Annotated in this window: 6 protein-coding genes and 4 pseudogenes; 4 read left to right on the forward strand and 6 right to left on the reverse strand. The window is 58.4% G+C overall.

All coding sequences use genetic code 11. The annotated features are described in order from the left end of the window. Position 1: 1 nt before the first annotated feature. Both AC1D10_RS31285 and scpA read left to right on the forward strand, forming a co-directional pair. Positions 2-2,014, forward strand: a complete 2,013-nt coding sequence (locus tag AC1D10_RS31285) for an acetyl-CoA carboxylase biotin carboxylase subunit (protein WP_477278801.1) — start codon at positions 2-4, stop codon at positions 2,012-2,014. Next, a pseudogene (gene scpA, locus AC1D10_RS31290) lies at positions 2,011-4,141 on the forward strand (methylmalonyl-CoA mutase). The gene AC1D10_RS31285 and the pseudogene scpA overlap by 4 nt, the downstream one beginning before the upstream one ends. A 306-nt stretch (positions 4,142-4,447) precedes the next feature. Here the strand turns inward: scpA and AC1D10_RS31295 are convergent. The 4 genes and pseudogenes from AC1D10_RS31295 to betB all read right to left on the reverse strand — a co-directional run. Then, positions 4,448-5,028, reverse strand: a pseudogene (locus AC1D10_RS31295) (thiolase family protein); the annotation flags it as partial. Beyond that, a pseudogene (locus tag AC1D10_RS31300) lies at positions 5,002-5,310 on the reverse strand (DUF4158 domain-containing protein); the annotation flags it as partial. The pseudogenes AC1D10_RS31300 and AC1D10_RS31295, both read right to left, overlap by 27 nt. 208 nt (positions 5,311-5,518) lie before the next feature. Continuing rightward, positions 5,519-6,679 (reverse strand): M24 family metallopeptidase, encoded by a 1,161-nt coding sequence (locus AC1D10_RS31305; protein ID WP_477278667.1) that lies wholly within the window; start codon positions 6,677-6,679, stop codon positions 5,519-5,521. Between the two features lie 60 nt (positions 6,680-6,739). After that, complete coding sequence (gene betB / locus AC1D10_RS31310) at positions 6,740-8,194, reverse strand: betaine-aldehyde dehydrogenase (RefSeq protein WP_477278668.1); 1,455 nt, start codon at positions 8,192-8,194, stop codon at positions 6,740-6,742. A 237-nt stretch (positions 8,195-8,431) separates the two neighbouring features. Between betB and AC1D10_RS31315 the strand changes: the two genes are divergently transcribed. Together AC1D10_RS31315 and AC1D10_RS31320 are read left to right on the forward strand one after the other, a co-directional pair. Beyond that, positions 8,432-8,680 carry a hypothetical protein gene (locus tag AC1D10_RS31315; RefSeq protein ID WP_477278669.1) on the forward strand — a complete coding sequence of 83 codons (249 nt, stop codon included), beginning with the start codon at positions 8,432-8,434 and terminating at the stop codon, positions 8,678-8,680. Between the two features lie 212 nt (positions 8,681-8,892). Further along, positions 8,893-9,346 (forward strand): annotated as a pseudogene (locus AC1D10_RS31320) (thioesterase family protein). A gap of 320 nt (positions 9,347-9,666) precedes the next feature. Here the strand turns inward: AC1D10_RS31320 and AC1D10_RS31325 are convergent. Together AC1D10_RS31325 and AC1D10_RS31330 are read right to left on the reverse strand one after the other, a co-directional pair. Further along, positions 9,667-11,343 (reverse strand): ABC transporter ATP-binding protein, encoded by a 1,677-nt coding sequence (locus AC1D10_RS31325; protein ID WP_477278802.1) that lies wholly within the window; start codon positions 11,341-11,343, stop codon positions 9,667-9,669. Positions 11,344-11,575: 232 nt separating this feature from the next. Next, positions 11,576-12,433 (reverse strand): ABC transporter permease, encoded by an 858-nt coding sequence (locus AC1D10_RS31330; protein WP_477278670.1) that lies wholly within the window; start codon positions 12,431-12,433, stop codon positions 11,576-11,578. Positions 12,434-12,449 lie beyond the last annotated feature (16 nt).

The following is a 12,449-nucleotide window of genomic DNA, read 5'->3' on the forward strand; positions in this document are numbered from 1 at the left end:
TGTGCAAAAGATGTTCAAGAAGATACTGATTGCCAATCGTGGCGAGATCGCGTGCCGGGTGATCAAGACGGCGCAGAGGCTCGGCATTGCCACGGTCGCCGTCTACTCCGACGCTGACCGCGACGCCTTGCACGTCCGGCAGGCGGATGAGGCGGTCCATATCGGCCCCGCCGCCTCCGCCCAGTCCTATCTGAGCATTCCCAACCTCCTGGAGGCCGTCACCGCCACCGGCGCTGATGCGGTTCATCCGGGCTATGGGTTCCTATCCGAGAACTCGAATTTTGCCGAAGGACTCAAAGCCATTGGCGTGGCCTTCATCGGCCCCTCACCCGTCGCAATTGAGGCGATGGGCGACAAGATCACCTCGAAGAAGATCGCAGCATCCGCCGGTGTCTCCACCGTGCCCGGCCACATGGGGCTGATCGAGGATGCTGAGGAAGCGGTGCGCATCGCCGCAGAGATTGGCTTTCCTGTCATGATCAAGGCATCCGCCGGCGGTGGCGGCAAGGGCATGCGCATCGCCTGGAACGACGTCGAGGCGCGAGAGGGATTTCAGTCCTCGCGAAACGAGGCCAAGAACGCCTTTGGCGACGACCGCATCTTCATCGAGAAATTCGTTACCGAGCCGCGTCACATCGAAATCCAGGTGCTCGGCGATCAGTACGGCAATATCGTTTATCTCGGCGAACGGGAATGCTCGATCCAGCGCCGCAACCAGAAGATCATCGAGGAAGCACCCTCCCCGTTCCTCGACGAAGCAACCCGGCAGGCGATGGGAAAGCAGGCCGTCGCTCTTTCCAAGGCCGTGGGCTACCATTCCGCGGGTACAGTTGAATTCATCGTCGATCGCGATCGCAACTTCTATTTCCTCGAGATGAACACCCGGCTTCAGGTCGAGCATCCGGTCACCGAACTTGTAACCGCCATCGATCTGGTCGAGGAAATGATCCGCATCGCCGCCGGCGAAAAGCTGCGCTTTGCCCAAGAAGACGTGGAGCTGAATGGCTGGGCGGTCGAAAGCCGGCTCTACGCCGAAGACCCGTATCGCAATTTCCTGCCCTCGATCGGTCGTCTGACACGCTACCGGCCGCCCGCCGAAGGTCCGCGTGCGGACGGCTCTCTTATTCGCAACGATACCGGTGTGGTCGAGGGCTCTGAAATCTCGATGCACTATGATCCCATGATCGCCAAGCTCTGCGCCTGGGCGCCCGATCGGCTGGGCGCAATCAATGCGATGGCTGCTGCGCTGGATGATTTCGAAGTGGAAGGCATCGGCAACAACCTGCCGTTTCTCGCCGCGGTCATGGACCATCCCCGGTTTCGCGAGGGACGGCTAAGCACAGCCTTTATCGCCGAGGAGTTTCGGGACGGCTTCGCAGGTGTATCTCCGACCTATGCGGATCAGCGCAAGCTCGCGGCGGTCGCCGCACAGATCAACTGGAAACTCCAGCACCGCAATGTCCAGATCTCCGGGGCGATGGACAATCATCGTCGCAAAATCCCCAGCGATTGGATGGTCAAGCTTGGCGACCATGCCCTTGCGGTCGCGGTATGCGATCAGGAAGATGCAACCGCGGTGTCATTCGATGACGGCTCGACCCTGAGCGTTGCAAGCGACTGGCTGCCGGGATGGCATATCGCGCACTTTCAGATTGGCACTGAGATCACGTCAATCAAGACGTCGCGGTCAGGAACCGGCTACCGACTGCGCTGGCGCGGAATGGATGTTGTCGCCCATGTGCGCAGCCCCGCGATCGCCGAGCTGGCGCGAATGATGCCGAAGAAGCAGCCGCCGGACACTTCAAAGTTGTTGCTTTGCCCGATGCCCGGCGTGGTCACCGCGATTGCGGTGTCCGAGGGAGACTCGGTCGAGGCTGGACAGGTGCTCGCCACCGTCGAGGCCATGAAGATGGAGAACGTGCTTCGCGCCGAACGGCGGGCCGTCGTCAAACGGATCACAGCCAAGGCGGGAGCAAGTCTTGCCGTTGACGAACCCATTCTGGAGTTCGAATGATGGCCAAACTCGACGACTGGCGCACTCTTGCCGAACGGGAGGTGAAGACCTCCCCCGATGCCCTGATCTGGCGAACCCCCGAAGGCATCGACGTCAAGCCGCTCTATACGGCAGATGATCTGGATGGGATCAACCACCTCGGTACGCTGCCCGGGCTGAAACCCTTCGTCCGCGGCCCGCGCGCGACCATGTATGCCGGCAGGCCGTGGACAATCCGGCAATATGCAGGCTTCTCGACGGCGGAGGAGTCAAACGCCTTCTACCGCAAGGCGCTCGCCGCCGGCCAGCAGGGCGTGTCGGTTGCCTTCGATCTCGCCACCCATCGCGGCTATGACAGCGACCATCCGCGTGTCGTCGCCGATGTCGGCAAGGCGGGGGTAGCAATCGATTCCATCGAGGACATGAAGATCCTGTTCGAGGGCATACCGCTCAAGGACATTTCCGTCTCCATGACCATGAACGGGCGGTCATCCCGATCCTTGCCTGCTTCATCGTTGCCGGCGAGGAACAGGGCTGCCCGCCAGCTGAGCTTGCCGGGACCATCCAGAACGACATCCTCAAGGAGTTCATGGTCCGCAACACCTACATCTATCCGCCCGAACCTTCGATGCGCATCGTCGCCGATATCATCGAGTACACCGCAAAGGAGATGCCGAAGTTCAACTCGATTTCCATTTCTGGCTATCACATGCAGGAGGCGGGCGCGACGCTGGGTGCAGGAACTCGCCTTCACCCTGGCCGATGGGCGTGAATATGTCCGCGCGGCGTTGAAAAAAGGCCTCGACGTCGACGATTTTGCCGGGCGGCTATCGTTCTTCTTTGCGGTGGGCATGAATTTCTTCATGGAGGCCGCCAAGCTGCGGGCGGCGCGACTTCTGTGGTCGCGTATCATGGAAGAGTTCCAACCGAAGAAGCCTGCATCGCTTATGCTGCGCACGCACTGCCAGACATCGGGCGTGTCGCTGCAGGAACAGGACCCCTACAACAACATCGTCCGCACCGCCTATGAGGCGTTGGCCGCAGTGCTTGGCGGCACGCAGTCACTCCACACCAACTCCTTCGATGAGGCGATCGCACTTCCGACTGAGTTTTCGGCGCGGATCGCGCGAAACACGCAGCTTATTCTTCAGCACGAGACCGGTGTTACCAAGGTCGTCGATCCGCTGGCCGGCTCCTATTATGTCGAAAGCCTGACCGCCGAACTTGCTGATAAGGCGTGGGCGCTCATCGAGGAAATCGAGGCCATCGGCGACCAAGGCCGTCATCGACGGTTTGCCAAAACGCTTGATCGAGACGGCGGCGACCCGCCGCCAGGCGGGGGTTGACCTCGGCGCCGAGGTGATCGTCGGCGTCAACAAATACCGGCTGGAAACCGAGGCCCCGATCGAAAGTCTTGAGATAGACAATGCGGCGGTGCGCGATGCTCAGATCCGTCGTCTCGAACAAACAAAGCGTCAACGCGACCCCAAGCGCGTCGACGCAGCCCTTGCCGCGCTTGGCGAGACAGCGGCCAGCGGCAAGGGCAATATACTCCAGGCTGCGGTTGAAGCGGTTCGCGCTCGCGCGACAGTCGGGGAGACCTCCGACGCTCTGCGCCGCGCCTTCGGCGATCACGTGGCCGTTCCTGAGGTGACCTCGGAGGTTTACGGCGCCGCCTTCCAGAATGAGCCTGAATACCGAACCCTAGCGTCGCGTATCAGAGACGTTTCCGTCTCGCTTGGCGGCCGGCCGAAGCTGATGGTGGCCAAGCTCGGCCAGGATGGCCATGACCGCGGCGCCAAAGTGATCGCATCGCCGTTCGGCGATCTCGGCTTCGACGTTGTCGCGGGGCCGCTGTTCCAAACACCGGAAGAAGCAGCAAGCATGGCCGTGGCTTCTCATGTTCATGTCGTCGGCGCATCCTCGCTCGCGGCCGGGCATAAGACACTACTGCCGCAGCTGGTCGAGGCCTTGAAAGCAAAGGGCGCCGAAAACATCATCGTGGTGTGCGGTGGCGTGGTGCCGCGCCAGGATTATCAGTTTCTGTTGGACCGTGGGGTCGCTGCCGTGTTCGGCCCTGGAACCCATGTCCTGGATGCCGCTCGTGCGGTCGTCGATCACCTTGAAGGAAGGCGTCGCAATCAATGATGGTCTTGCCAGATCGGCAATCCGGCGAAGCGCTCATGCTCTGAAATCCACAAGCCCAATGAGCATCCGACGGACAATGGTCCGAATACTGCGGGCGTCCCCATTTTGTATCGACGAAAGGCCCCCGGGAATTCACTATGCGCTGCGGCTTCAACTAGAGCGGTGGAAAACCTAGCAGAATGCCGAAGACGATCTGCTTCGGCATCAGTCGACCTTGGCGTGTTCCTGCCCTAACTGGACTTACGGCTCCTTTAGACCCTGGGACAATGGCTACACAGCGCCGGCGATCGACGCTGCTTTGCCTACTCACAGCGATTCGACGCACAGGCAATCCCGATGCCCGCCGCCGATGCACAAGGTCGCGAGCCCCTTTGAGACGCCGCACCGCTTCATCTCGAAGAGGAGTGTATTGAGAACGCGTGCGCCCGACGCTCCGATCAGATGGCCGATTGCGATGGCGCCGCCATTGACGTTGACGATCCACGGGACCCGACCCAGATCCTTGTTAACGGCGCAAGCCTACGCCGCGAAGGCTTGGTTCGCTTCGACGAGCCCGAAGTCCCCGACCGACCAACCGGCCTGCCCATGATCAGCGGGTCGACTCCGGCCGTCGCCCAGGAGACGATGCGCGCGAGCGGCTGGTACCGCGCCTTCCGGCTTCCGCCTCAGTCATCAGAAGCGTGGCGGCAGCACCATCATTGATGCCGGAAGCGTTACCGGCGATAACTGTGTTGTCCTTGTCGAAAGCGGGCCTGAGCTTCGCCATCCAATCGAGAGTGGCGTCATGGGACGATCTCATCGGCGAACTTGCCGGCCTTCTGGGCAGCTTCCGTGTTCTGGCAGCGGAATGCGAAGTCGTCGTGCTCCTCGCGGGTCAGCTGCACTTGCGCGCGATAGAGCGCAAACTTTCCAGCGTCGGCGCCAATCTGCTCAGCAACGCACTTTAGCATTGCACGAGGCGGAGTTTCGTCGCTCGCCAACACCTTGCCCAAATATCGCATCATGCAGGGCTGTACGGCAAATCCGACCTGATTGTGTTCTCGTCTGCGAAGTCCAATCTCAAGCCTGTCAGCCGACGACAACGAAAGTGTCGGATGAGGCCGTCCTCATCGGGTGGTATATCGAAAAGTCTCTGCCGATCCTGAACTTAGAAGCCTTCGTTTACCTATCGCCCAACTCCATCCACGACTAATCTGCCGGTAAATTTGTCGAGTCGGACGGCGAAGAGATCAAGATTGGGCCCTGCCAATCGTCTATCTCCTATCAAACGACGGACCAACCGCGAAAAGGGGCGCATTTAACCGACCGGCGGTTGTGTCTAGTCCGGCAGCCCCACCATGGGCGAACGGCTCGCCCGTTGGCAGATCTTCTCCGCCATTACAAGTCAGGAATACAAGATCGTCCGTGGGTAATCTGTGATGTAGTCGAAGCCGGTCTGTGTGACGACAATCGAGTCACCGATACGGCCACCAAGTTTTCCGTCGACAGTGATGCCCCATCTACCGCGAAGGTCATGCCAGCTTGGAGCACTGTGTTGTCACCGAGCTTCAATTCAGGCGCCTCGAGATAAGCCACACCAATCGAACGGCCTGTGCGATAGCCGGTGGTGTAGCCGGCAGCAGCGTAGGCGTCGTTTGCAGCCATGGCGACGCTTTCTGCAGTGACTCCAGCACGGATTGAGTGCAATGCGACCTGTTGGGCGTCAATCGCGGCCTGCTGCACTTTCACCGCTTCATCACACGCTTCTTCCACGAAGAACATGCGGTCGAACCCAAGTTTATACTGCTTGAACTGGGCCATGTTGCAGAAGCAAAAGTAAACCGGGTCACCCTTTCGGAGTAACCTCGTGTTCGCCCGGCGATGCACCATCGAAGTGTCTGCGCCCGATTGCATTATCTGCAAGTTATGGATGAGGGGTGAGACAAATGCCTCCCATCCTTTCGGGGTAAGGAAGCCGGCGGCCTTGCGGGTACCTGCTGCCATAACGGCGAGCGCAGATTCGTATTCCGGCGCCCCAACCTCGAGCGACTGATGCGCGGCAGCCATCATCGCGCCAGCGATCTCCCCCGCTTGCTTCATCACTTCGATTTCGGCTGGAGACTTGATCGTGCGCATCTCCCCGACAGTTCGCGAGATATTCTTCAGCGCCACGGATTTGTAACCCTCGTCGAGGAAGTTCCTAACGATAGCGGGAATGAGGTTGGTCTCGATCCATATCGAATCAGGCGCCTTACCGATAGCGTCACTCAAGACGTTTTCCCAGCGGTTCGGGCCAGAGTCTTCCCAGCCACGAACATTTTCCACCCAAGTCATCTTTGACACCATTTCACTTTCCATAAATGGCGTAATGACCGTGGGCTCTTCGTCCGGGCGAACGAGGAGGAAGGTCGGTCGACCAAATTCAACCGAGAGATAGCCCCAGAAACCCGCAAGGTAGGCGATGGAGCTCTCGTCCGTGAAAATCGCAAGTTCTACGCCTTGGGCACGAAGTCGATCTTGCAGGACGCGTGTTCTCGCGCGCGCTTCTTCAAGCATCATCAATTCTCCACTTCCCGCATCCTGCAGCAGATTGGGAGCATATCAATTTCTAATTCGTGTTTAGTATGGAGCCTGTAGGTCATTCATCGAGACATAGATTGTCTTCATCTCTGTATAGTGGTGTATCGCAAGCTTGGAATTTTCCCGACCGACGCCCGATAACTTTGAACCGCCGAATGGCGCTTCGACAGGTGCTACATTGTAGGTGTTTATGTAGCAGGTTCCTGCTTCGAATTCCTTGGCTACCCGATGGGCTCTCGTAAGGTCGGCGGTGAATATGCCTGCCGCCAGGCCGAACTCGGTCGCATTGGCTCTTGTGATTACCTCCTCTTCGGTTTCGAATTCCAGCACGGACATGACGGGACCGAAGATTTCCTCTCGCGCTATCGTCATTTCGTCTGTCACATCAGCAAAGACCGTGGGCTGCAGATAAAACCCCGGTCTGTCCAGCTGAAGTCCTCCGCGAACAAGTCGCGCGCCCTCCGCGAGGCCCTTGGCAATATAAGCCTTCACTATTTCCAACTGGCGTTCACTTACCATGGGTCCAAAGTTGACCTGTGGGTCCATGGGGTCGCCTATGTTTGCTGAAGCCAGTCTCGAGGAAAGCCTTTCAAGGAAGGCAGTCTTTATTCCTTTCTGCACGAAGACGCGTGTACCGTTGGAGCAGACTTGACCCGAGGAGAAGAAGTTTCCAATGATGGCGCCACTCACGGAATTCTCTAGGTCTGCGTCGTCGAAAACAATCAGTGGCGATTTCCCGCCGAGTTCCATCGTAACGTGTTTCATCCCCTCGGCTGCAGCCGCGTATACCCTGCGCCCCGTCGGAACAGAGCCAGTCAGGGACACTTTGGCGACGCGCCAATCGGCCACGAGGACGGCTCCAACATCGCCATAGCCCTGCACAACGTTGAAGATGCCCTTCGGAGCACCGGCTTCCACAAGAGCTTCAGCAAGCTTTAGCACGGATAGCGGCGTCGTTTCGGATGGCTTGAAAATCATTGCATTGCCGCAAGCTAAGGCCGGTGCGGCCTTCAAACAGGCGATTTGAATCGGATAATTCCATGCGCCTATGCCAACACAAACGCCAAGCGGCTCCGGTATTGTGAAGGCGAAGTCTCCATTGGCTAGGGGAATATACTCGCCCGTCAAGCTCGCGGCCAGCCCACCAAAATATTCCAATGCATCGGCCCCGGAAGATGCATCCGCAACGAGCGTTTCCTGGATGGGTTTGCCGGTGTTGTGCGTCTCGAGTTCAGAAAGGTCGTAATTGCGCGCACGCACTATCTCGGCTGCGCGACGCAGAACGCGTCCGCGCTCTGTTCCTGTCTTAGCGGCCCAATTCCTCTGCGCGGTCTTTGCTGACTGGAGCGCCTTTTCCACTATAGCTGGCGTGGCGGCGTGAAGCCTAGCGATTGTCTCACCCGTCGCCGGATATATAACCTCGATCGCTTTGCCGGCTGCGCTCTCGACATATTCTCCGTCGATGAAGTGACTGGCCTTCGGCTGAAATTTCATTTCGTTTGCACCTTGGACGAGTTCACATGCAGGGTTGAGTCCGCTTCAGCCGGCAATCCTGTTTCAATGCAGACTTCGGCTTCTGCTACAGAGGTTTGAGGCTTCTGCTACAGAGGTTTGACCCCGTCGTATCATCCCTAGCCACAGGCCTGGCGCGAAAAAAAGTAATGTGGTCAGTGACTTTGTTTCGGCCACCGCGCGCCAAAAGCTCGAGTATAAGCTTGGCAACAAGGCAAAATGGGGCCGACCAATGTCATTCAAGGGATTAATCCGCCCGTCAACACGCCGTTTCAGGCGAACGGATTGATCGGCGGCGACGGCTTCTGTGTCATGCAGATGCTGTTGGCAGGCGTTGGTTGGACGACCGGCAAATACTACGCCGAACGTCATCGTTATTTAGAGGTGACGGAGGCGGTGAACGGCGAGGGGCGGTCGGGCTTGCCCACGACAATCAATACCGGCTCGCAGCCTCGATCTTCACGGTAAACCTCGGCAAGGCAGATTGTATCGCGCGCAACATCCGCCACGGTGACATGGTGGACCGTCTACATTGCCGCGCGAAAGGGGACCTTCGATCATAGGCACGAGGTCGTGGGCGTAACGACTTCCCCACCCACTTAAGCCTAAACCCTGAAGCCGCCGCATAAGTCCTGCCATCGGGGCCGCTGCCGGCAAAGCTAGAATTGGAGTTGTACTATATGTTTGTTTCGCCTATCATGGAAATCGAGAAGGATGGATAGACTATAACGGCCATCTCAACATGGCCTATTACAACGTTCTCTTAGATCGCGCTGGAGAAGATGCGTTCGAAACGATGGGGCTTGGGGCTGGGTACGCGCGCGCGCGCCTTGACCAGCTATTCTGCCGAACTTCACGTCTGTTATGTCCGGGAACTCCATTTCGGACACTGCGTCACCGCCACATTCCAGCTTCTGGACCATGACGAGAAGCGTATGCGCTTTTACTGACGGATGGCTAGCGGCAACGTCCGAATAACCGTGCCTCCATATCGAGATGTCAGGTCCGAAGGTGTGCCATTTCCCCCCGACATTCTTACGAATCTGAAACGGGTGCAGGCCAAGCACGCGTTGCGGGGTATCCCTGTCCGCGCTGGTTAGTACGATTGCGATCAAGAGGAAGACGCACGGATGAAGCTGGTGATCCGGGGCAATGGGATGTTGATGCCGCCTTTGGTTGAATTCTGTTGACGACCCCTCCCGGACAGGCGGGAAGGCGCACGTCCATGGCGAGGAGCAGGAGATCATCTTCCGGCGGGTCCAAGAAGCCGGACGAATCAGATCACTCGTGCCAATGATTGCCATAGCATCAAGGTTTTCGGCCCCAATGTATATCAGCCGGGCTAGTCTTGAGCGGTTCAGACTGTCCTAGCGATCGGACCGAGTTGAGGGGTGTTCAAGGCATCGCCCGGCATAGCAAAGCTCGGGAAAACGGGGCTCAACACACTTAGGAAATCATACCAGCGCCACCGATTGCGCGCACTCCGCTGTGATCACGGAGCCCTGCCAGTTCCCGGCGCTCTCCATCCGCCTGGAGCGGATCGCCTTGTCCAACCAGCCGACCTCCATCTCTGGAACGGAAGATAGCAGTAGATCGGTATAGGGATCGAACGGTGGGGCGAGAACCTGACCCTTTGGCCCATAGCGGACTACCTGCCCGCGATACATCACCGAGATGGTGTCGGCGATCGATTTCACCGTTGCGAGGTCGTGGGTAATGAAGAGATAGGCTACCCCCTCCTCCCTCTGCAACTGCACCAAAAGCTTCAAAATGCCATTGGCGACCAAGGGATCTAGAGCCGACGTCACCTCGTCGCATATGATCAGCTTGGGCTTTGCCGCCAGCGCTCGCGCTATGCAAACGCGCTGCTTTTGCCCGCCCGACAGTTCTGCTGGATATCGGTTCGCAAGGCTCTTCCCAATCTCGATCTTGTCAAGCAGGTCGGCTACGCGCCTGTCACGCTCCGCGCCGCGAATCCCGAAATAGAATTCGAGCGGCCGACCGATGATCGTCGCCACGGTCTGGCGGGGGTTCATCGCGGTATCGGCCATTTGATAGATCATCTGAAGCTGCCGCAGGTCCTCCTTCGAGCGCTCTGCCAGCCGCCGCGGAAGGTCGCGCGCGTCGAACTGGATGCTGCCTGCCGAAGGCGGCAACAACCCAGAGATAACTCTTGCCAGCGTTGATTTTCCCGAACCCGATTCGCCGACCACGGCGAGCGTCTGTCCAGCATGAAGGTCAAGGGAAACATCCTGCAGAACCTTGACTGCTGCGTCGCCGTAACCTGCTGTCAGACCTTTGACTGACAGCACAGGCGCCGTGCCGCAGTCCTTCTGCTCGTGATCGATATGATGCACTGAAACGAGGGCTTGCGTGTATTGCTCGTGTGGCTGCTTGATGATCTGCTGCGTCATTCCCCGCTCTACGATTTTGCCATGCCGCAGGACCATGATCTCGTCTGCGACCTGCGCCACCACCGCCAAGTCGTGTGTAATGTAGAGTGCCGCGACGCCGGTATCCCGGATGGCGTCTCGGATCGCAGCCAACACATCAATTTGCGTGGTGACGTCGAGTGCCGTAGTCGGCTCGTCGAAGACAATGAGGTCAGGTTCGGAACAGAGTGCCATAGCGGTCATGACTCGCTGCAACTGACCGCCTGAGACTTGATGGGGAAAACGTTTGCCGATGTTCTCGGAATCAGGGAGGGCAAGCTTCTTGAACAGAGCAATCGCCCGTTTCTCGGCTTCGGTCCGCGTCGCCATCCCGTGGAGAAGGGCCGCCTCCACCACCTGGTCCATCAGCCGATGGGCGGGGTTGAATGCGGCGGCGGCCGACTGAGCAACGTAGCAGACTTGGCGGCCCCTGAGTTTCCGCACGCCATCTGCTCCGACCTTTAGTATATCACGGCCTCCAAGAATGACCTCGCCGCCAGTTATTTTCACCCCGCCGCGACTATAACCCATGCTGGCCAGGCCAATGGTGGACTTGCCCGCGCCGGACTCCCCGATTAATCCCAAGACCCTGCCCCGTTTCAGCGTGAGCGAAACGTCATCGACGAGAATTACCTCGTTTGGGCTCTCGCCAAGTGGGTAAACCGTCGCCTCAATCCGGAGGTTGCGGATGTCGAGCAATGTCTCGGCGGTTCCCTCCCAGCTATCTTCGCTACGGCTTGCGTCGACCGGGGCGTCGCCCTGCACATTCAAGTACACGATTTTCCTCGACAATTGCTGTTCTCTCCCGATTTGGTTGTTCACGTGGCATTTCCTTATACGTGACAATCGACTGGAACCAGGAAACGATCAACAGCCCCACGGCAACAAGCGTCCACTCATGGTCGACCAGCGTCCGATGGCCGGTATCCTGCTAGTCCTCGTTGAGCCCACTTGCCCAATTAAGAAGCCAGTCCACAACCATGTTAATCGCTACCGACAGCAGAGCGATCGCGCCGGCTGGAAGCAGCGGCGTGATGTCGCCATATGTGATCAATGTCGCGCTTTCGCGAACCATGGAGCCCCAGTCCGCTGTCGGGGGCTGGATGCCAAGACCAAGGAAGGATAGCCCGCTGATTAGCAGAAATACGAAACAAAACCGCAGGCCGAACTCCGAAATGAGCGTCGGTGCAATGTTTGGCAGGATCTCTCGTGTCATGATCCAAATAGGGCCTTCACCGCGGAGTCGCGACACTTCAACGTAATCCGAGACGGCGGCGTTGATCGCGACCGATCGCGCCAAGCGAAAAACCCGGGTGGAATCCAAAACAGCAATGACAATTACGAGCGCTGGAATTGAGGTACCAAAAATCGACAGAAGGAGCAGCGCGAAGATCAATTGAGGTATGGACATCAACACGTCCACAAGGCGCGACAGAAGCTGGTCGGTCCAGCCTCCGAAGGTGGCGGCTGCCAACCCCGCTGAGGCACCAATGGAAAAGGCAAGGACGGTCGTCATCAGCGCTATGCCGAGTGTATTGCGGGCGCCGAACATAAGTCTCGTGAACATGTCACGCCCTAAGCTGTCAGTACCTAGCCAGAACTGAGCACTCCAGGGCTCGAATGGCGTTGCGACGATCTCGGCTTCGCCGTACGGCGCCAAATGAGATGCGAAAAGTGCTGCCAGCGTATAGAGTATGATGACCGAAATGCCAAACTTTGCGCTCAACGGTGACGAAGCCAATTTACTGGCTCCAGTCCTAATGATTCTTGGTGCAGACAGGAATGTCATGACGTATTTTCCAAAG

This window comes from Mesorhizobium sp. P2_A8 (assembly GCF_056404935.1).